The 21,471-nt window shown below is 36.2% G+C and carries 22 protein-coding genes; 13 read left to right on the top strand and 9 right to left on the bottom strand.

The features are described from left to right. Positions 1–140: 140 nt before the first annotated feature. The 7 genes from G440_RS19405 (at position 141) to G440_RS0103390 (ending at position 4,297) form a co-directional block, all read left to right on the top strand. Complete coding sequence (locus tag G440_RS19405; RefSeq protein WP_034258912.1) at positions 141–350, top strand: hypothetical protein; 210 nt, start codon at positions 141–143, stop codon at positions 348–350. 94 nt (positions 351–444) lie between these two features. Next, positions 445–1,101: a hypothetical protein gene (locus tag G440_RS0103415; RefSeq protein WP_051285128.1), complete on the top strand. Its 657-nt coding sequence runs from the start codon at positions 445–447 to the stop codon at positions 1,099–1,101. 219 nt (positions 1,102–1,320) lie between these two features. Then, positions 1,321–1,770 (top strand): hypothetical protein, encoded by a 450-nt coding sequence (locus G440_RS0103410; protein WP_051285126.1) that lies wholly within the window; start codon positions 1,321–1,323, stop codon positions 1,768–1,770. Next, entirely contained in the window at positions 1,767–1,967 is a 201-nt protein-coding gene (locus G440_RS0103405; RefSeq protein WP_026450010.1) for a helix-turn-helix transcriptional regulator, read from the top strand. The genes G440_RS0103410 and G440_RS0103405 overlap by 4 nt, the downstream gene beginning before the upstream one ends. A 145-nt stretch (positions 1,968–2,112) precedes the next feature. Beyond that, positions 2,113–2,301 (top strand): hypothetical protein, encoded by a 189-nt coding sequence (locus G440_RS0103400; protein ID WP_026450009.1) that lies wholly within the window; start codon positions 2,113–2,115, stop codon positions 2,299–2,301. Then, positions 2,298–3,830, top strand: a complete 1,533-nt coding sequence (locus G440_RS19400) for an FMN-binding glutamate synthase family protein (RefSeq protein ID WP_034258910.1) — start codon at positions 2,298–2,300, stop codon at positions 3,828–3,830. The genes G440_RS0103400 and G440_RS19400 overlap by 4 nt, the downstream gene beginning before the upstream one ends. Before the next feature lie 11 nt (positions 3,831–3,841). Continuing rightward, the gene (locus G440_RS0103390; RefSeq protein WP_026450008.1) at positions 3,842–4,297 is read left to right on the top strand and encodes a universal stress protein; all 456 of its coding nucleotides are present in this window, start codon (positions 3,842–3,844) and stop codon (positions 4,295–4,297) included. 20 nt (positions 4,298–4,317) lie between these two features. Here G440_RS0103390 and G440_RS0103385 read toward each other — a convergent pair whose 3' ends face one another. Continuing rightward, on the bottom strand, positions 4,318–4,632 hold the full coding sequence (locus G440_RS0103385; RefSeq protein ID WP_026450007.1) for a hypothetical protein: 315 nt from the start codon (positions 4,630–4,632) through the stop codon (positions 4,318–4,320). Positions 4,633–4,793: 161 nt separating this feature from the next. Between G440_RS0103385 and G440_RS0103380 the strand changes: the two genes are divergently transcribed. The 4 genes from G440_RS0103380 to G440_RS0103365 all read left to right on the top strand — a co-directional run bounded on the left by G440_RS0103380 (position 4,794) and on the right by G440_RS0103365 (position 8,835). Continuing rightward, the gene (locus G440_RS0103380; protein WP_026450006.1) at positions 4,794–5,636 is read left to right on the top strand and encodes a mechanosensitive ion channel family protein; all 843 of its coding nucleotides are present in this window, start codon (positions 4,794–4,796) and stop codon (positions 5,634–5,636) included. A gap of 207 nt (positions 5,637–5,843) precedes the next feature. Then, positions 5,844–6,149 (top strand): DUF1456 family protein, encoded by a 306-nt coding sequence (locus tag G440_RS0103375; protein WP_026450005.1) that lies wholly within the window; start codon positions 5,844–5,846, stop codon positions 6,147–6,149. Positions 6,150–6,878: 729 nt separating this feature from the next. Beyond that, positions 6,879–7,493 carry a YqaA family protein gene (locus G440_RS0103370; RefSeq protein ID WP_026450004.1) on the top strand — a complete coding sequence of 205 codons (615 nt, stop codon included), beginning with the start codon at positions 6,879–6,881 and terminating at the stop codon, positions 7,491–7,493. A 73-nt stretch (positions 7,494–7,566) separates the two neighbouring features. Then, complete coding sequence (locus tag G440_RS0103365) at positions 7,567–8,835, top strand: MFS transporter (RefSeq protein WP_026450003.1); 1,269 nt, start codon at positions 7,567–7,569, stop codon at positions 8,833–8,835. A gap of 11 nt (positions 8,836–8,846) precedes the next feature. Here the strand turns inward: G440_RS0103365 and G440_RS0103360 are convergent, their stop codons facing one another. The 6 genes from G440_RS0103360 to G440_RS0103335 all read right to left on the bottom strand — a co-directional run bounded on the left by G440_RS0103360 (position 8,847) and on the right by G440_RS0103335 (position 13,873). After that, on the bottom strand, positions 8,847–9,734 hold the full coding sequence (locus G440_RS0103360) for an arsenite methyltransferase (RefSeq protein WP_026450002.1): 888 nt from the start codon (positions 9,732–9,734) through the stop codon (positions 8,847–8,849). A gap of 41 nt (positions 9,735–9,775) precedes the next feature. Further along, the gene (locus tag G440_RS0103355; RefSeq protein WP_026450001.1) at positions 9,776–10,105 is read right to left on the bottom strand and encodes an ArsR/SmtB family transcription factor; all 330 of its coding nucleotides are present in this window, start codon (positions 10,103–10,105) and stop codon (positions 9,776–9,778) included. 211 nt (positions 10,106–10,316) lie between these two features. Continuing rightward, positions 10,317–11,069, bottom strand: a complete 753-nt coding sequence (locus G440_RS0103350; protein WP_026450000.1) for a YoaK family protein — start codon at positions 11,067–11,069, stop codon at positions 10,317–10,319. A 166-nt stretch (positions 11,070–11,235) separates the two neighbouring features. Beyond that, positions 11,236–13,185, bottom strand: a complete 1,950-nt coding sequence (locus G440_RS0103345) for a heavy metal translocating P-type ATPase (RefSeq protein ID WP_026449999.1) — start codon at positions 13,183–13,185, stop codon at positions 11,236–11,238. Between the two features lie 13 nt (positions 13,186–13,198). Next, positions 13,199–13,375 (bottom strand): hypothetical protein, encoded by a 177-nt coding sequence (locus tag G440_RS21305; protein WP_169718936.1) that lies wholly within the window; start codon positions 13,373–13,375, stop codon positions 13,199–13,201. Between the two features lie 54 nt (positions 13,376–13,429). Beyond that, entirely contained in the window at positions 13,430–13,873 is a 444-nt protein-coding gene (locus G440_RS0103335) for a Fur family transcriptional regulator (protein ID WP_034258907.1), read from the bottom strand. Between the two features lie 122 nt (positions 13,874–13,995). Between G440_RS0103335 and G440_RS0103330 the strand changes: the two genes are divergently transcribed. Next, positions 13,996–14,589, top strand: a complete 594-nt coding sequence (locus G440_RS0103330) for a Crp/Fnr family transcriptional regulator (protein WP_026449997.1) — start codon at positions 13,996–13,998, stop codon at positions 14,587–14,589. 31 nt (positions 14,590–14,620) lie between these two features. Here the strand turns inward: G440_RS0103330 and G440_RS0103325 are convergent, their stop codons facing one another. Further along, positions 14,621–15,496 carry a pirin family protein gene (locus G440_RS0103325; RefSeq protein ID WP_026449996.1) on the bottom strand — a complete coding sequence of 292 codons (876 nt, stop codon included), beginning with the start codon at positions 15,494–15,496 and terminating at the stop codon, positions 14,621–14,623. Between the two features lie 10 nt (positions 15,497–15,506). Continuing rightward, positions 15,507–16,031: a YceI family protein gene (locus G440_RS0103320; protein WP_026449995.1), complete on the bottom strand. Its 525-nt coding sequence runs from the start codon at positions 16,029–16,031 to the stop codon at positions 15,507–15,509. Between the two features lie 270 nt (positions 16,032–16,301). Between G440_RS0103320 and G440_RS0103310 the strand changes: the two genes are divergently transcribed. Next, positions 16,302–21,446 (top strand): translocation/assembly module TamB domain-containing protein, encoded by a 5,145-nt coding sequence (locus G440_RS0103310; RefSeq protein ID WP_026449993.1) that lies wholly within the window; start codon positions 16,302–16,304, stop codon positions 21,444–21,446. The last annotated feature ends 25 nt before the right edge of the window (positions 21,447–21,471 follow it).

Below are 21,471 nucleotides of genomic sequence, written 5' to 3'. Positions count from 1 at the left end.
GACATTTTAAGCTAATTTCCAAACACTTAACATAAATTGTTAAAATTTAAGGCACATTTCTTTTTTTTATCGCTAATAGAGAAGAACCTAAATTTCTAATCTTAGCTTTACAAAGCCATTTATAAAATAATATTATTACTATGAAAATTCAAAAATATTTTTCCCTCATAACTTTTTCACTATTGGTTTCAACTATGTATTCACAAAAACCAACAGAAGTTCCAAACCCAAGTGATACACCTATCGATTTGTCCAATCCCGCAGATCTAATAATCTATATTATTTTACCGATATGTGTAATCTTGCTTTTCGTCATCTATTGGAGAAAAAATAAGAAAGAAAAGAAATAGCCCGTTTTTGGTCTGGGCCTCAAAAATTAATTTTTAGAATACTAATTTTGATTTGGTGCAGTTATTGCTATCATGACTTTGAAATTTTTATGACATGTTGAAGAAGTTCCTTTTAGTTGGTTTTATCGTAATATCCGGAAATGCATTCGCGCAATTTGAATTGCCTGATAATAATTCAGTGCGTTTTGATTCGAATGAAACAAATATCAATAGTCCTACAGGTTTCGAAATTCCCGCTGTAAAGGCTCCAACACTATCGAATACCAAAAATCCAAATACCCCTAATAATTCTGATTTAGGGAAGGAAAAGGAGAAGCCCATTGATATGCAAAACGGGGATGGCCTTATAGATTATACCGGCACGAACAAAACTCCAAAATACTTCACAAAAGATAAGGAAGCCAAGGCGGAATATGGAAAGGATCAATATTTGGGCGACGTTAAAACAACAGCCAAAAGTGCAACTATAATGTATCGCGATCATCAATTCGTTGATGGAGATATGATCAGGGTATGGGTGAATGGTGAAATCCAAATTCCTCGTGTAAGGCTTGAAGGTAGTTTTAGAGGCTTTGATTTAAAATTGCAGGACGGTTTTAACAAAGTTGATTTTGAAGCTTTAAACCAAGGTTCATCTGGACCAAATACGGCTCAAGTTAATATCTATGACGAAATTGGAAACTTACTTGGGTCCTATGAATGGAATCTGCTCCGTGGAAATAAGGCAACTACAATTATAGTTAAACAGTAATTTTAAAGCCGGCATTTCAGCTTCGTTCACCAATTAATTACGCAATACTAAATTCTTCAAACGTAAACCTTCGTTTCAGAGACACTTATTTTTTAGTTACTTCCTACAGCTTAACCTTTATGATTTAAAATAGTTTGTTATGTAAAGTTAATTTTACAAAATAAACAGTATATTTGTCTTATTGTTAAGCGAACTTATTATTAATAAAATAATTTCATTATGAAAACACAAAGATTTTGCGATGGAGAAGAGCGTAGGTTGAATTGGCTAATTACCAGAAAATTACCCAACACTTGGAAAAGAATAGGGTGGGCAATTTTTATTGTTTCCTTGGTTTTGATTCTATTAAACAGATTTATAGATATAAACCATATTGTTTTTAAATCAATTTTAAAAAATACGATGCTCGTTGGTCTATTAATTGTAATCATTTCAAAAGAAAAAATTGAAGATGAACTGGTTGAAAACTTGCGTAGCAAGGCATTTTCATTCGCTTTTATTATGGGTGTGGCTTGGGTTCTGGTGCAGCCTCTACTTAATTATTTGGTTTCTTTTCTCATCAAACCACAAGACGCAAATTATCAGGACTTGGGGGATTTTCAAATTCTTTGGTTTTTACTCATTATATATTTGACAATATTTTGGTTTTTAAAAAAGAGGAATTCATGAAAAACACATTAAAGGTAGAGCGCGCCATTCTCAATTTGACGCAGGAGGAACTCGCGCAAAAAATTGGGGTTTCCCGTCAAACAATTAATTCAATTGAAACCAATCGTTATGTTCCTTCAACCGTTTTGTCGCTAAAGCTTTCAATGCTTTTTAATAAACCAGTAAATGATTTTTTTACCTTAGAACTTAAGGATTAAGGAACTATTACATATTATCAGCTATAACCGAATATTTTATAATCGAAATACTCTTTTGAGCGTTAAATAATTCATAATTGATAAATTTATAGTTTAAATAATGCATTATTAATTTCGTATCTTAGTTTTACGTCAAAATTGAAGTTTGAATATATCAGAACAAATTCCTCAAATTCTTAAAAATGTAGGTGTAACCCAAATCTGGTGTGTCATTGGTAACACCTTAAACATATTTACAAACGCACTTCGCGATAATGGAGATATAAATTGGAATGCCATACTCCATATAGAAAATGAAGTTTTCGCTGAAATAATAGAAGGTATAATATTATGAAGGAAGCAATAAGGTTTACATTTATCGCACTTATAATCGTGTTAATAATTATAAGTACGGTAATGTGGCCGATATATGGTTTTTCCATTATTGGCGTATTAATATTTGCAATTGGCCTGAATGATCTTTTCCAGAAAAAACATGCCATTTTACGCAATTTTCCAGTTTTGGGCAATATGCGATTTTTACTGGAAATGATTGCGCCAGAGCTTCATCAATATTTTATAGAATCTGATACGGACGGAAAGCCCATTGATAGAAATCACCGAACCTACGTTTATACACGTGCAAAACTGGGGAAAGAAACCCATCCATTTGGAACCGAACTAAACGTGGAAGCAGAAAATTATAAATGGATGCAGCACAGCATTTATCCTTCGCCAATTTTAAAGGAAGCTCCAAGGCAGGTCGTAGGAGGGAAGGAGTGTACGCAACCCTATAGTGCCAGTATTTTTAATATATCTGCCATGAGTTTTGGCGCGTTGAGTAAAAATGCAGTAATGGCGCTGAATCTTGGAGCAAAGGCTGGTAACTTTTTTCACGATACAGGCGAAGGTGGAATCTCAGATTATCATTTAAAGGGAGGCGATTTGGTTTATGAAGTGGGAACTGGTTATTTTGGATGCAGAACCGAGGATGGAAATTTTTCACCAGAGGAATTTAAGAAAAAAGCAGCCATTCCAGAGGTTAAAATGATTGAGATTAAAATATCACAAGGCGCCAAACCTGGACATGGTGGTGTACTTCCAGCAGCAAAAAATAATGAGGAGATTGCAAAGATACGGGGCGTAAAACCTCACACAGCAGTTATTTCACCCCCAGGTCATACTGCATTTAGCGATGCAGAAGGCTTACTTCGCTTTATACAAGAAATGCGTGAATTAAGTGGTGGGAAACCAATAGGTTTTAAACTTTGTATTGGAAGTAAGGATGAATTCTCTGAAATCTGTAAAAAAATGGTTGAAACAGGAATTAAGCCAGATTTTATAACAGTAGATGGGGCAGAAGGAGGTACGGGAGCGGCACCAATAGACTTTACCAATTACGTTGGAATGCCTTGGGAAAAAGGGCTCATTTTTGTGGTAGACACTTTAAATGGATACGACCTTAAAAAAGATATTAAAGTTATAACGGCTACAAAAATAATCACTGCATTTGATATTTTAAAAGCCTTGTGCATGGGAGCTGATATTTGCAATTCCGCACGTGGAATGATGTTCGCGCTGGGTTGCATTCAGGCGCTTAGGTGCGACACAAATGAATGTCCAACAGGAGTTACAACAAACAACCCAGGCTTGATGCGCGGCCTTGTTGTTGAAGATAAGAGGAAGCGGGTAAAAAACTATCACGAGAAAACGGTTGCTGAATTTTTAGAACTTTTTGCAGCAACTGGATGTAAAAAGCTTTCGGATTTAAATAGAAGCTTTATCTTTAAGCAGGTGGAAACAGATACAAAATGTTATGAAGATCTGTATCCTACGGTTCAGGAAGGTAGTCTTCTTGAAAATAAATCTGAATTAATTAACTAAACCAGTTCACAATGAAAAAGATAATGATTACACTAGATTATAATCCGAATTCCGAAAAGGTTGTAAACATGGGCAACGAACTTGCTAAATTAATGAAGGCCGAAGTTTGTTTGTTTCACGTTTTAGCTGAAGTAAGTTATTACGGAATGCAATATGAACCATTTATGGGCTATGAGGGTTACGCTTTTCCTATAGATTATAGAATTCAGGAAGAAGTGGTTAAGGTAGCGCAAGATTTCTTAGATAAAACAGTTACTCATTTGGGTGGAAACAATATAACCACGCACTTGGCCGAAGGAGATACGGCCCAAAAAATTTTAGAATATGCCCAAGAATGGAATGCCGATCTAATAGTTATGGGAACCCACAGCCATAGCACCTTGGAAAAAATATTTTTGGGGACGGTCGCTTCCACCGTTTTGGAAAAAACAAAAATCCCAGTTTACATGGTGCCAACTGGGAAATAAGTTTCAACTTAGATTTAAGATTAGATACGTGGATTATCTTCTTCCAACTCATTATTATCTTCACCACCTTGACTGAAAAGCTGGTTTTCTTCGTCCCGAAAGCCAGTTTTTGATTTTTTGGCTTGATTGCGACCAGGTACATCTAAATCCTTACCAGCAAAATCAACTTTCTTTTTACGATCGCGTAGTTGTTGATCGTCGCCACCATCACCATGAACATTTTTCTGTGAAAGTATGTCTTTGTCGTGTTCAGTGATATCAGGGTTGTATAGGTTTTCATCCTTCTTTTTAAATTCTGAAGTTTTGCTTTCTGATTTTTTTTCTGTGTCTTTCATGATTTTTTATTTTAAAGATATAGAAAAGGCTATGGAACGATCATTAATATTAAGTTAAATCAAGTAAAGTATTTTTAACAAAGCCTGTCTTTTATTGGCAAGTACAGTCTAATTAAGTTGACTACATTTGCCCTCATTTCATTTTAAAGAATCAAAAGTCTATGGACGAAGGTATTTGGAAAAGATTAGAAGAAGCACTATTAAAATTTCTTATTGATTTTGGTCCCAATGTCATTTATGCAGTTGTGGCTTTGGTAGTTGGGATATTTGTTATTAAGATCGTTATGCGTTTGCTTCGTGGGTTGCTGAGAAAAGCGAACGTAGAGCCCTCGTTAAGAACTTTTTTCCAAAGCTTGAGTATTTTTATGCTCTATGCCTTCCTGATTTTTATTGTTGGTATACTTCTTGGCATTAAGGCCTCTTCATTTATGGCTATGTTCGGTGCTGCAGCCCTAGCCATTGGTTTTGCCCTACAAGGGAGTTTATCCAATTTTGCAGGTGGAGTCCTCATTTTAGCGTTTAAACCTTTTAAGGTGAATGATTTAGTTGAAATCAACGGCAACCTTGGCTTTGTTCAAAAGGTAGACATTTTATACACCCGGATCAAAACCTATGACGGTAGGATCGTCACTATGCCAAATGGCAAGGTGTCTAATAATGATGTGGACAACCGTTCCATGGAGCCCTACCGTCGTGTAGAAATATCACTTAACTTTTCTTTTGAGGAAAATTTTGATGAATTGCGTGAAATTATTGTAAAGGCCTTAAATGCAAACCCAGACCTGGTTAAAGATCAGCCCGTAGATGTGTGGCTACACAGCATTGGCGATTATTCCATGGAGGTGTCTGCAAGGTGTTGGGCGTATACGGACGATTATTGGATTGTATATTGGGCTCAAATGGAAGCAGTAAAAAAAGCACTGGATAAAAATGATATTCACTTGGCTATTCCCAAACGGGCTATTTATCAGGAGAACCTTGTCAAGAGTGCACCTAGAGATTAGACTTTTCAAATAATCGTTTTCTGACAGTTGAAAAACCCAAGGGGTAGAAACATCTTATTTCTGTTAAGAGGATATTTATTTAAGGAAGAAAAACAAGGCTGGATATTTCAATTTTATTTTAATGGAATAAATAAAACATCAAGCATATTAAGGTTTTCTGCTTAAATTGTACCTTCGCACTAAAGTAATCATTCTGAAAAAACACCTATGCCACTTACCAATAATGATATCATGAAAAAACTGCGCGTCGCTCATAAGTTTCGCGATGAAGACATTGTAAAGATCTGCGCTCTTGTTGACTTTGCTGTAACTAAAAGTGAATTGGGAGCGATTTTTAGAAATGAAAATCACGAAAAATATATGGAATGTGGAGATCAGTTTCTCCGTAATTTTCTAAATGGACTGGTAATTCATCTAAGAGGGCCGATGCCAGAAAAGAAACACGCCAAACCTGATTCTAAACCCAAACCAGTTCGCAAATACAATCCCAATCCAAAATCAAAAAAAGAATAAAGCTAAAATCAGCTACCGGAATGTATTTACTTCCGGTAGCTCATTTCAGCTTTAATGACAATTTATTATTTAAATTATCAAAACGCATATCTACAAGTTTTTCTTATTGTAGGATCTTCAAAAAGATGCTTTTCTTGATATAAATAAAAAGTGTGCTGTCTTTGGGAGCCGCATTTAATTCGCTTTTGAATATTTCTCAAGGTTTTCATTATCGTGAATTTATGGTGAAATAACTTATTTACAGCGTCTTTTGGTATTCCAAACAAAAGCTTTGGAAGTTTGCGGTCTGTGTTGATTCTGATTGCTGTCTAATGTTCTCATGATTTGTGATTTTTAATTAATTTTAATTAATGATATTAACGAAACCTTCTTTTCATATTCCAAGAATAGATTCTGGAAGTTTTTATTCTTTCTGTCAATTGATTGCTGTCTAGAGTTCTCATTATAATTTGTTTTTTGGGTTATACTTAAAAGACGCAGAACAATTATTTTTGTTACAGTACTATGCAATACAAAGTAGTAGTTTAACGAAACATTAACAATCCACCCCGATTTAAAGACCAAGATTTATATTCTAAAAAGTTTAACATAGCATTAACCGCTAATGAAAGATTAAAAGATTGGAGCACTAGCCTTTTCAATATATATTTGCACTTTATTAGACTGATGCCGATTACACATTCGGTGAACCTAAAATATATATGTGAATATATAGTATATTAAACAGCAATGAATACCGTGAGAAAATCTGAAACAAACAAATTAAAGAGAACCCATCTTTATTATAAATACACTGGGTTTTATTCTTTTGTGGGAAAAACACTCAAGAAGGCCATAGTGCCATTAATTCTTTTGGTGATAGCTCTTGTTGTTGTAGATACTTACTTAGTAGATTTCGGCAATCTATTTACATATATCACTGAAAACTATGCGCCTCTAAATATTTTAATTGTCTTTCTTGCTTCAGAATCACTTTTAGGCTTGGTGCCTCCCGAGATCTTTATTGCTTGGAGTAATAAAATGCCAGAACCACTTGTTTATTTGACGCTCTTGGCTACTTTGTCATATATAGGTGGAATTATTTCCTACTTCATTGGTAGATGGATTTTTACCCTCCCAAAAGTATATGCGTATATGGAGGGAAAGATGAAGAAACACTTAAAGCAAATTCGCAAATGGGGTGGCTTCTTGATTATTGTTGGTGCATTGTTGCCAATTCCTTATTCCCTGACCAGTATGGCTGCTGGAATGATTCATTATAAATTCAGAAACTACTTATTGTTTGGGCTACTTCGCTTTGTGCGATTTTATCTATATGCCGTAGCTATATTTAGCCTGCTTTAATCTTTTCGATTTTCACCGACCTCTTGCCCTAGATTATTCTACTTTTACAGATCTATACCAAGACTAACCTTTCATGAAGAAAAATGATCCCTATGCAGCATTAAGATTTCGGGAGTTTAATATTTTTCTTTTGGTACGTTTCGCGATGGTGTTTGCTTGGAGCATGCAATTTGTTGTGATAGAATGGGAGGTTTATAGCATCACCAAAAACCCACTTTCTCTAGGAATAATTGGTTTAATGGAAGTTATACCGGCAGTCTCCATGGCGCTCTTTGCAGGACATATAGTAGATCAACGGGAAAAACGTTCGCTTCTGTTTAAATGTATTTTTGGGTTTTCGGTGGTAAGTCTTGGATTATTCCTGCTTACTTGGCCTACAGTAGTGAGCGGATGGTCTACAAATACTATACTTTATGGGGTTTATTTTCTCGTCTTTCTAGGTGGTATTGTTCGTGCGTTTTTAGGTCCAACCATCTTTTCTTTGTTCTCATTATTAGTTCCGAAGAAAATATATCCAAACGCAGCAACTTGGAGTAGTTCTGTTTGGCAAATGGGAGCTGTTGTTGGGCCTGCTGCTGGCGGTTTCTTTATACATTGGATTGGTGTGCACTGGTCTATGTGCTTTGTCTTTGCATTTTCCCTGATGGCATTAATCATGTTGCTTCAAATTCCGAAGAAACCTATCATGAATCCAAACATAGGTGAGCCTATAATGAAGAGTTTAAAAGAAGGTATTAAATTCGTAAAAAACACCAAGGTAATTCTTGGCGCGCTCACATTAGATATGTTTGCTGTACTTTTTGGTGGCGCAGTAGCTTTGCTTCCTATTTACGCGCAAGATATTCTTAAAGTAGGGCCAGAAGGTTTTGGAATCTTACGAGCAGCTCCAGCTGTTGGAGCTTTAATTATTATGTTTACTTCAGCATATTTTCCGCTCAACAAGAATGCAGGTTATAAATTGCTTACCGCCATCTTCGGTTTCGGAATTTGTATTATCATTTTTGGGGTTTCCACATGGTTTTGGGTTTCTGTAATTGCACTTTTCTTAAGTGGTGTTACTGATGGTATTTCCGTAATTATTCGTCAGACCATTTTACAATTGCGCACGCCCGATCATATGCGTGGTAGGGTAGCTTCGGTAAACTCTATGTTCGTTGGGTCTTCCAATGAATTAGGCGCTTTTGAAAGTGGCCTTACAGCCAAGTTAATGGGCACGGTTACCGCAGTGGTTTTCGGTGGTGGAATGACAATTCTTACCGTTATAGGAACTGGTGCATTTTTCCCACATCTGCGCAAACTAGATCTTAGAAAAGATCTAGAAGCGCATGAACGTGAGGAATAATACTGATGTTTTTAGCAACATCCACTTTTTGGTTCACAACAAGATTCTGACTTAATTTCTGATAGATCTAAATTTTGCTTTTCCTCTTTTGTCCCAGGTTTTTCGGCGTAAACAGTTATGCTAAATATTCCTGTTCCCCCATTATTGAAGGCCTTAGATTCTTTTTCGGTTAAATACTTCTCAAGAATATCGCTGGGAATCGTTATTGGTTTCTCCTTTTGAATTTTTACACTTTTAAACCCTACTTCCTCAATAAGTTTTAGATATTCTGTTTTCTGAATTGCTCCAGCAACACATCCTGCGTACATTTCGGCATCTTCTTTTAAACTAGTTGGAAGATTTCCCTCCAAAACAATATCTGAAATACTAAAATGTCCGCCAGGTTTTAGTACTCTGAAGATTTCGCTAATCACTTTTTGTTTGTTAGGAACCAGATTCAAAACGCAATTACTTACAACAACATCAGCTACATCGTTACTTATTGGCATTGCGTCAATATCACCTTCTCTAAACTCTACATTATTATAGCCTAATTTTTCTGCATTGATCCGGGCTTTTTCAATCATAATAGGAGTGAAGTCAATTCCTATTACTTTTCCTTCAACTCCTGTTTCATGGCGTGCAACGAAACAGTCATTTCCAGCGCCTGAACCTAAATCAATCACAGTATCTCCTTTTTCTATTTTCGCAAACTGTGTAGGTAATCCACACCCCAAACCTAAATCTGCGTCTTCATTGTAGCCTTCGGTTCCGGAGTAATCATCCATCATTATATTGTACACTTTGTTTGATGGTGTAGTTGCACCACAACAAGAGGAAGCATTTTCGGCTTTTCCTTGCTCCGCGATTTTCGCATATCGTTCTTTTACGATCTCTTTTAATTCTTGTTCTTTATTCATGACTTTATGTGCTTTGTGATATTAATAGTGTTTAAAATTTATTAGCAACAGGTTTCATCTGAAATATCTTGGTCTAAAAACTGATGCATAACTTTCTTCATCTGCATCCAATTTTCCTTATGGATACAATAGCAAACGCTTGTTCCTTCAATGTTTCCTTTGATGAGCCCTAGTTGCTTTAACTCCCGTAGATGTTGTGAAATTGTACTTTGAGCAAGCCCTATTTCAATAACCAAATCTCCGCAAATACAAGTATCTATCTTGAATAGGTGTTGGAGAATGGCTACTCTGGCCGGGTGACCAAAAACTTTCGCAAACAAGGCGATTTCGTTTTGCTGCTCGTTAAATATTTCTGTTTTTACTAATCCCATTTCTTCTTAATTGTTTCATTGCAATATTACGATTAATGAATAAAACGAAAAAGAAAAATCTTTATTATTTCTAAATAAGGCAGCTATTTTATTAATCCCTTATTTAAGAAACCATAAAAACTTCAGATCCCTAACAAATATAATTACCCGCAAAGTCATTGATAGATATAATAAAAATGTGGAATATATTGAAGTCCTGTTTAACGTAAGACTACCCATTAATTTTATCTGCTTTTCTTTGCTGATGTTTTCTTTTTGTTTTGATGAAGCTAAATCTAAGATCGTCATAGAATAAACTCACCATTAAAACGAGAGCTCCTAAAATTAAAGTGTTTGTCTTTAGTCCCAAGGTCGAGTAGCAAAATCCACCAACAATTCCACCAAGAAAGAAAAAGGAAATAATAAAGCCTCTTAATTTAATTTTAGCTTTATTTTTTTCTCTGTCTGGATAAGAATTAGGAAAAAACAAGTGGGAAAGCTCAATCCCCAAATCAGTGAAAAGCCCCGTTAAGTGCGTGGTTCTTACAATTTCATTAGAGATTTTAGTCACAAAAGAGTTTTGCATTCCCATAGCAAAAAGCAACATACAGGCTAAAGTATTTGGATATTGCATCTCGGTAATCTTTGCTATAACTGCAGCAGAAATTAAAATAACTGATTCCACTATTGTTGGTATAGCGAAGACATTTAGTTTTCTATTTTCCTTAAATTTTTCAATAAGAAATCCGGAAGAAAATGACCCGAATAGGAACGAAATGATATAAACGAGAAATATAGTACCCTTCCAGAATTCAAGTTTCTCAACGTCAAACATAAATTGAGCGAAATGACCAGTTACGTTGGTGGTAAGTTGTTGAATGGCTAAAAATCCCGTGACATTTACAATTCCCGCTACAAAAGATAAAACTGTGGCAATTTGCAGATTGTGTTTTAAGGTTCTGCTTTTGCCCTGATGTCTAAACATTAATTTTTCATTTGCTTTTCAAAAGAATACGGAAAGAATATATGATGCATTCTTATCGAGTACAAATTTAATGATTTTGCCAAGATTGAATGTGCTTCTCCAAAACATCTTTATTAAATGATTTAGGTATAATTTTCTTGCTACTTTAATTATGTTTAAATCAGTTTTAAGACCATTTCATTCGCTGAAGCCTAATCGCATTCAATATTGCTAAAAATGCAACGCCCACATCTGCAAAAACAGCTTCCCACATGGTGGCGATTCCGCCAGCACCAAGAATCAATACAATCAATTTAATCCCAAAAGCCAGATAAATGTTCTGCCAAACGATACGTCTGGTTGAGCGGCCAATTTTAATGGCGCGTGCAATTTTTGAAGGATGATCAGTTTGAATAATAACGTCGGCCGTTTCAATTGCGACATCGCTTCCAAGACCACCCATGGCAATTCCAACGTCGCTCGCGGCAATTACTGGAGCATCATTTATTCCGTCACCAACAAAAGCAACTTTTGTCCCTGGAATTTTCTTTAAAGCCTCAACTTCATTTAATTTATCTTCAGGAAGGAGACCACCGATAGCTTGATCTAATTTTAATTCCGCCCCTATTTTTTCAGTAATGGAAGCCTTGTCGCCAGAAAGCATAATGATTTTTTTAATTCCTGCTTTTCGAAGTTCTGAAACCGCGTGATGTGCATCTTCTTTTAATTCGTCTGCAATAATTACATAGCCAGCAAATTCCCCGTCTATTGCTACCATAACGATGGAATCTACAATAGTTTCTGTTTCATTAGGAACATTTATGTTATTGGAAGTCATCAAGGATTTATTTCCCGCTAGCACCGTTTTGCCGTTCACGGTTCCTCGCAAACCTTTTCCTGCAATTTCGGTAACATTGGAAGCCTTATAGCTGTTTTCATTTATTTGATATTCCATAATGGCCCGAGCAATTGGATGGGTAGATTTTGCTTCCAATACCAAGAGATACTTCATCAGTTCTTCTTCTGAAACATCATAACTTTTAACATCCTTAATTTTAAAAACTCCTTTGGTAACGGTACCTGTTTTGTCCATTACCACGGTGTTTACTTTTGTTATGGCGTCTAAAAAAGAGGCGCCTTTAAAAAGAATTCCGTTTCGTGATGCGGCACCTAATCCGCCAAAATATCCAAGGGGAATAGAAATCACCAAAGCACAAGGGCAGGAAATTACAAGAAATATCAAAGCGCGATATAACCAATCTTGAAACACATAATTTTCAACAAAAAAGTAGGGGAGAAGCGTTACACCTATTGCTAAAAAAACAACTATGGGCGTATAAACTCTAGCAAATTTTCGGATGAAAAGTTCGGTCTTAGACTTTCTGGAAGTAGCATTTTGAACTAGATCTAATATTCGAGCTATAGAGCTGTCTTTAAAAACCTTAGTGGTTTCTATTTCAATAACGTCTTCAAGATTTATACTTCCTGCATAAACGGTGTCTCCTTTGGCGATAGAATCCGGTTTGCTTTCACCAGTAAGAGCTGCTGTATTGAGTGAAGCTTTTTCAGAAAGCAGTTCGCCATCCAAGGGAACTTTTTCTCCAACACGCACCTGAATTTTTTCACCTACTGCTACCTCCTCAGGATTTACTGAAACGTAACTATTGTTCCGATTCACTAAAGCAACGTTTGGACGAACATCTAGGAGCGCCTTAATATTTCCTCTTGCTTTTTCAACAGCGGAATGTTGGAACAATTCTCCCACAGCATAAAACAGCATAACGGCGACACCTTCTTCATAATGCCCGATAGCAAAGGCACCAAAGGTTGCGATTGTCATTAAAAAGAATTCAGTAAAAAAATCTCCTTTTAAAATGCTGTCCCAGGCCTCCTTCATTACGGGAAAGCCTACAGGAATATACGCTACAACATACCATACTATTCGAATCCAATCCTTAAAGAAGACTGTTTCAAAATAATCCATAGCTATCCCACCTATAAGCATCACGAGGCTTATAATTGCAGGAAGATATATCTGAAAATTACTGTTATTTTTTTTTGAATTATTACCAGGGTTGCTACTACAGCAACCTTCCTCGACATGTTGATCGTCTAGGCTAATGTTTTCATTTTTCATTGCAATTAATTAATTAACCTCCGGAATCCAGAAACCATTCTTCGGCTCTTTTTATGCCCATCTTGATTGCTTTATCTTCGGAAATACCACCTTTTTTCATCAATCTATTGGCGATTTCCATGGCTTTTTCTCGAACCCCTGGGGATAAATTATCAAGATCTGCCTTAAAGTTTTCAAATGTCCATTCCATAGGAATATTTTTATGATTGCAATCTAATTAATATGTTAGTGCAACAGAAGTGCATTAACAAGAACATTTATCGCAAATCCCTTTAATTACGAGGTTTGCGTTTTCCGCCGAAAATCCATTTGGAAGGTTAATTTGCGGTATTTTATGATCGGTGAGACATATGGTTTCATCACAAATTTTGCAGTGGAAGTGAAGGTGAAGATCCGTTTCTATTTCGCAGTTACAACCTTCTTCGCATAATGCATATTTAGCCGTGCCGGTACCATCGTCTATTTGATGAACAATTCCCTTGTCTTCAAACGTCTTTATAGTTCTGTAAAGTGTTGTTCTATCTGATTTTGCAAAATGATTTTCAATATCGATGAGTGCCTTGGCCGCTTCGTTCTCCAATAGAAATTTATAGACCAGAATACGCATAGCAGTCGGTCTAATATTGCTCTTTTGCAGTAATGGTTCTATATTGGATAATTGAGGCTTCTCAATTGTTTTCGTTTTCATCTGTAGTATTAATCTGCCATAAAAATACTGCTTTTAATTAAGCTTATGAAACTGCGAGATAGTAATTAACTATGAAGAAATCAGTAATTTTACACATCAATAAACCTTAAGATATTGCAACGATGGAAATCAATTTTGATTCGTACTTAATTCAAACCGCTGGTTTACCTGAGAAAGAAGCAAAAACCTTATATCACAACCTTCAAAAAAAAGAATATAAAAAAGGCGCTATTCTCTTAGATAAAGGCGCGCCGTGCAAACATTCTTTTTTTGTGGAAAAAGGCTTGTTGCGATCGTATATGTTGGCTGATGATGGGAAAGAACACATCATTCAATTTGCACCTGAAAATTGGTTTATTGTAGATAGAAGCAGCGTTTATTTTAATGATTCATCAGATAGTTATATTGAAGCGATAGAAGATACCGAAGTAGTGCTGATTGATGAAGAATTTTTTTGTCAAGCAAAAGAAATCAGCTCAGTATTCAATAAGTTCAACGATAAATTATTGCACAATCATATCCGCCAAATGCAGAAGCGAATCAACCTTTTGCTAGGTGCTTCCGCCGAAACGCGCTATTTGAGCTTTATAAAAATGTATCCAGATTTATTACTGCGCGTGCCACAATGGATGATCGCTTCTTATTTGGGAATAACTCCTGAAAGTTTAAGCCGTGTAAGGAAGGAACTGGCTACCAAAAACTTTAAGCCGAATTAAGTTTCAACGGAAAGTCTGGTTTACAGATTGCTTATTCTAAATACCCAAATTTCCCCATATTGAAATCAGAAATAGCTTGAATCAGTTCTGCCCGAGTATTCATTACAAAAGGACCTTGCGCTGCAATAGGTTCGTTTATTGGTTCTCCGCTTAAAACTAATACAACTGCATCATCTGTTGCTTCCACGCTAAAGGTTTCACCTTGATTTGAAAGCAATCCCAAGCTATCGGTTTTTATTTCTTCGGAATCATTCACTTTTATATTTCCCTCCAAAACTAAAATGGCAGTATTGTAATTTTCCGGAAAACTGAAAGTTGCTTTACCACCTTTATTCAATTTAGCGTTTAAAAGATGAACGGGTGTAAATGTGGAAGCACTACCTTTTTCACCTTTGTATTCTCCTGCAATTACTTCAACCGTTCCAGCATTTTCAGGGAGTTCAACGCTGTTTATTTCACTGTTTATAATTCCCTGATATTTTGGCGGACTCATTTTATATTGCGCGGGAAGATTTACCCAAAGCTGCACCATTTGGAAATCGCCTCCTGCTTTACTAAAATCCGCTTCGTGATATTCCTTATGAAGAATTCCAGAAGCCGCCGTCATCCATTGTACGTCGCCTTCCTCAATAACTCCGCTATTTCCGGCGCTGTCGTGATGGGCAACCTTCCCTTTGTAGGCAATGGTTACAGTTTCAAAGCCTCGGTGTGGATGTACATCCACGCCGCGAGGTTGGTCCGTAGGAGGAAAGTAGAATTTACTGTTGTAATCCATCATTATAAATGGATTCATTCTTTCAAAACCCGCTCCCAAACCGGAAGGGATATAATTGTGAACCCTAAACCCATCCCCAACCATATGTGGGTTGGGTGGCGTTAGGATACGTTCTATTTTTCGTGTGTTCATTTCCTTAGTTTTATTGTTTAATAAATTGAAGCGAAGCTATCAGTTTTACTTTATCGCTAACCACCACACTTCCTGCCTCTGTTACAGCGCTCCAGGTTAAGCCAAACTCTTTCCGACTTATTTGACCTTCCAATTCAAAACCAGCTTTTGTTTGTCCATAAGGATCAACGGCTGTTCCGTTATAGTCCGTTGCTAGTCTTATTTCTTTTGTAATACCTTTTATGGTTAAATCGCCAAGCATTTCGTTGCCATCAAAAGATTTTGAAGTGAACTTAAGTTCAGGATGTTTTTCTATTTCGAAGAAATCAGCCGATCGTAAATGATTGTCCCTATCATTATTTTTTGTGTTTACAGAATTAATTTCGGCAGAAAAGGAGAATTCAGCACCAATAAAATCAGCATTGGCGGATTCAATCTTTCCATCGAACTTTTCAAAACTCCCAGTAACAGTAGAAATCATCATATGTTTCACCTTGAAATTGATTTCTGAATGTGTGGCATCTATATTCCAAATTGTTTTTGTATTGTTCTCCATTTTTATGTTTTTTTAGATATTCTTTTATTAAAGAACAAAGATAAAGTTGGAAAGTAAGTCTCGCATTGATGTATGATAAGAAATGAAATAATGCTGTGGAAGGCGAATTCTTTCAATTAGTTTTAAACTTTAATGCTACAAGTAGGCCAATAGTATTTTATTTACACATAAAATTTAACACAAGTTTATACGTAAATAGTAGCTTTCAAGCAAATTCTGCAACAAATTACAATAGTATTTTCTTACATTTGAAAACTACCAAAAATTGCTTTGGAAAAGAAAGAAGAAAAGAAGAAAAAGCCAAGAAAGTATAGGTTTTTAAGAATCATTGCGAGAATTCTCGTGGTTCTTATAATCCTGTTCATTTTGCTTGTGCTATTTATCCGAAGTCCTTGGGGTCAGAATATTATAGTTCAGAAAGCTGTAAATTATGTCTCTGAGAAAACCCATACCAAAGTAGAAATAGAAAAACTTTTTATCACTTTTGATGGAAACATCATGCTAAAAGGATTGTTTCTGGAAGATAAAAAAGGAGATACTCTGGTTTATTCAAAATCCTTGGAAGCCGATATTCCGCTTCTCCCAATTATTCGCGGTAATGGAATCGGTGTAAACACGCTAGATTGGGAAGGCCTGCGCGCCAATGTAATTCGGAAAGATTCTGTTTCTGGTTATAATTTTCAATTTCTTATTGATGCCTTTGTAACTCCAGACACAACGGCTGTTGCAGTTGATACCACTTCAGCACCAATGAAAATTATGTTAGGTGATATTAATTTTAAGGATTTTAATATTGTTTTTGACGATGCCGTTTTGGGAATCGACACCCAGATTAAAATCGGGGCTTTGGCACTCCAAATGAAAAAGACGGATTTGGAGCACATGGATTTCCGCGCTTCCGAAGCTTCTATTTCCAATACTCGAATAAAATATATTCAATCTCCAGTTCCTCCTACGCCTTCAGAAGACACTCCATTGCCTTTTTTGGAAATGGATAAACTTACTCTTAAAAACGTATTTGTAGATTATCAATCTTATGGCGATAGAATTGCTGCAGATTTAGAAATTTCAGACTTCTATTTAGAACTTGAAAAAGCAGATTTAGCCAATAATGAAATTGAAGTTGGGGATTTTAGATTGAAAAACTCAATCATAAAAATAAATACGGAAACAGAAACCAACGGAATTACTCAAAAAGCTGAAGAAGTAAAAGACGATGTAAAAGAGGATATTCAAAAATTTGAGTGGCCTGATTTTAAGATTGCAGTTGCTGATATTGATCTTGAAGGAAACAATGTCAGCTATTTTGTAGGGAGTGCGAATGTAAAACAAAACGAATTCAACCCTAACGCCATCACCCTACAAAACCTTCAACTGAAGGCAAATACTGTTTATTTAAAAGATAAGAAGGCTGGACTAACAGTGGACGCATTTAATTTTAAAGAAGGCTCAGGATTAAATTTAAAGGAACTGGCTTTAAATCTTGAAGCGACTGATAATTTCTTAAAAATTAATGATTTAAAACTCGCGCTAAACAACAACAAACTCAAAGGGAAAGTACGGTTGGATTATCCATCTCTTGCAGATTTAATCGATGCACCTGACCAATCAAAAATAGCACTCAATATACCTGCTTTTCAGGCAAATTTAAATGATGTCTTTAAATTTCAGCCAGACCTTAAGAAGAATGAATACCTAAAAGCGCTTAGCAAGAAATATCTTACCGGGAATATAAATGCTTCCGGTTACCTTTCTGCAATTCAAATTCCAGACCTGAATGTTCGATGGGGAAATACTACGCGTATTTCTGCTAACGGATTTATTCAGAATGCTACTGATCCAGATAATTTAAAGTTTGATATACCCCGATTTTCCGTCCAAAGCAAGCGTAATGATCTTATTCAATTTTTAAGTGAGAAAGATTTGGGAGTTAGTTTGCCAGAAGATGTTTCACTTCAAGGAAACGCAAAAGGTGATTTGGAAGATATATACGCAAAAGCAAACTTAACAACTTCTCAAGGAATCGCTACTATAGATGGTCATTTCAAAAACGATTCACAAATAGCTTTTGATGCCGATGTTGAGATAAAGGAATATAAACTAAACGAACTTCTTAAAAACGACCAATTGGGTGCGCTAAGCCTAAGCATAAAAACCAATGGTTCTGGTAGCGATATAAACAATCTTGACGCCACTTTAGACGCTACTATTTCTAATTTCCAGTTTGACGGTTATGCCATCAAGGATTTGGCAATTAATGGAAAAATAAAGAATGGGAAGGGAGATATTGTTTCAAAATACAAAGATAAAAACATTAACCTTGACCTAGATGTTGATGTTGCACTAGACTCTGTCGCTTCACAGGCCAGCGCGCATTTAAACTTGATTGGTGCCAATCTCCAATCTTTGGGATTGATGGATCGCGATGTTCGTACCGCCTTTAAATTGGATGCCGATGTAGAAGTCGGGAAATATGGGTTTGACGTTATTTCAACTCTGGGTGACGGCGTGGTGGTTTATGACGATAAAACCTATTTGTTAGGTGATTTATTGGCTACAGCGCACGTTAGAAGCGATACTACTTCTATTTGGCTGGATAACAAAATGATACAGCTAAGCCTGGAGAGCAATACAGATCCTGAAACTTTTGCAACAGCCATACAACGCCATATTAGAAGTTATTTTTCGAGGAAAATAAAACTTTCAGATACCATTCAACATCCAGTAAAACTGTATGTAAAAGGTAAAATTGTAGAAGCTCCAGTTTTAAACGATGTGTTTTTAGTGAATGTGAAAAAGCTAGATACCGTTAAAATTGCAGTGGATTTTGATGAGGCAGCGCGAAAGTTGAAGGCCGATATCCGAGCGCCACATATTAATTACGGCGGCAATGAATTGGACAGCCTCGCGTTTACGATGGATACCGATAAGGAAAAGTTTGTTTTCGACTTAGGCTTTAATAATATAAAAGGTGGACCTATAAATATTCCAAAGACACGAATTAGGGGAAACCAACAGGATAACGAACTTAGTTTGAACTTTAATTCGGTTTATAAGGACAGTACGCTGATTAACATTCAATCGCAAATAACAGGTACTGAGGAAGAACTTAGGTTTCATATAGTACCCGAAGATTTGATTTTTGATAGAAATAAATGGCAAACTCCTGATGACAACGAGGTTCTTATTTCAAAAAAGAAAATTGTTTTCAATGATTTTAAGTTTACTAGAAATGAAGAGACTGTAGAGCTAACCAATAAGCTAACGGATGTTTCAAGAGATCATTTCGCCATAAAATTTGAAAACTTTAAATTAAGTGATATTCTAAATTATTTAAATCCGGAAGAAGAACTTGTTCAAGGGAATCTAAACGGAAATTTAGTGGTCGTAGAACCTTTTGGAAATACAGGACTTCTGGCAGACCTTTCCATAGAACAACTTAATTTACTACAGGTAGATTTAGGGGTACTTAGTGTTGATGCCAAATCTCTTGGTGGCAATACGTATGATTTCAACATGGCTTTAAAAGAAGGGGAAGTAGACCTTGACTTAAAAGGAGACTATGTTGCTTCCGGAAAAGACGCAAAAATAGATTTAGATCTAAATATAAATGAGTTTAAGATGCGCGCTTTGGAAGGCTTCTCTTTGGGCGAAATAAAAGATGCTAATGGTAGTTTTTCTGGTAAATTCAAAGTCAGCGGAAGTGCCAAAAAACCAAAATACGATGGAAGTATACATTTTAACGATGCCAAATTTACGGTTGCCAAGTTAAATGCTCCCTTCGCCATGGCCGATGAAACCTTAAATATTGATAATAAAGGCTTGAGCATGGATAACTTTACGGTGCGCGATGAAAACCAAAACAAGTTAGTTATTAGCGGACAAATTGGTACGGAGAGTTTTGTAAATCCAACTTTTAATTTAAAAGTGAATGCCACTAACTTTCAAGTATTAAATGCAACCAATGAAGATAATGATTTTCTCTACGGAACAGCATCTTTTGATGCCGATGCCAATTTAACCGGCGATCTTCAAATTCCAAAACTAGATGCTAAAATCACAGTAAATGACGATACAAACCTAACCTATGTTCTTCCATCATCATCAGTTGCTATTGAGGAAAGGGGAGGAGTAGTGATTTTTGTTAACCGCGAAAACCGTGACGCTATATTAACACAGACCAAAGAACAAACAGCAACTTTATCAGGGATTGATGTAAGTGCTTTTCTAAAAATTGGTAAGAAGGCTAAAGTCACCATTATTATAGACAAGGAAACTGGTGATAATTTTGAAGTATTTGGAGATGGTGAATTCGATTTCACATTAAATCCTAACGGCCGAATGAACCTAAGTGGTGTTTACGATATTGCTGGCGGTCATTATGAAATGAATCTTTACAATCTTGTAAATAGACGTTTTGAATTGGCAAAAGGAAGCAGAGTTAGCTGGTCTGGCGATCCATTTGACGCAAAATTAGATGTGAAGGCTATGTATGAAGTAGAATCTTCGGCTTCCGCCTTAATGGCGCCTGTTAGTTCTGGTTCAGATCCTTCAGCAAAAAATAAATATAGACAGGTATTACCATTTTATGTGTATTTAAATGTAGATGGTGAACTTACCAAGCCAGAAATTTCGTTTGACCTCGATATGCCTAAAGATGAGCAGGGTGCAATAGGTGGACAGGTTTATGGAAGGTTACAACAAGTAAATGCGCAGGAAGGGGAATTGAATCGTCAGGTCTTTTCACTTCTTGTTTTAGGTCGCTTCTATCCTGAGCCAGGCAGCGACGGAAGTGGGGGAGGTTTCGCAACCGTGGCACGTGATAATTTAAACGATGCGCTTTCCGACCAATTAAATACTTTTTCCGATAAACTTTTAGGAAATAGCGGTGTGGAGTTGGATTTTGGTCTAGACAGCTATACCGATTATCAAGGAGAAACGCCCCAAGAACGCACCCAGTTGGATATTGCAGCACAAAAGAAACTGTTTAACGATCGATTGATTGTAAGGGTGGGTAGTGAAGTTGACATCCAAGGAAGCAGTTCCAATAATGAACCGGCGCCATTAATTGGAAACGTAAGTCTGGAATATCTTCTTACTGAAAATGGCAGATATCGACTAAAAGGATTTAGAAGAAATGAATTCGAAAATGTAATTGACGGCCAAACTATCGTGAGCGGGATAGCATTGATATTTACGCAGGAATTCAACAAGTTTGACGAACTATGGGAAGCAATTCTTCGTGGAGAAACTAAAAAAGAAAAGGAAATACGTAAAGCTTCCGAAGAGAAACTCAAAGAGAAAGAAGAAAAGGAGAAAGCCGAAAAAGAAAGCGAAAAAATGGAAGAGGTAAAGAAAGAGGATGCTGTGGAATTTAAAAAAGAGAATAAAGAAGAAGAAAATAGCGATGATTAGTTAACAGCTATTTTGTTCATTTTGA

The sequence above is a fragment of the Aequorivita capsosiphonis DSM 23843 genome (assembly GCF_000429125.1).
GTDB lineage: Bacteria > Bacteroidota > Bacteroidia > Flavobacteriales > Flavobacteriaceae > Aequorivita > Aequorivita capsosiphonis.
The sequence above is the reverse complement of the archived record's forward strand: the minus strand, read 5'-3'. Positions and strand labels throughout refer to the sequence as shown.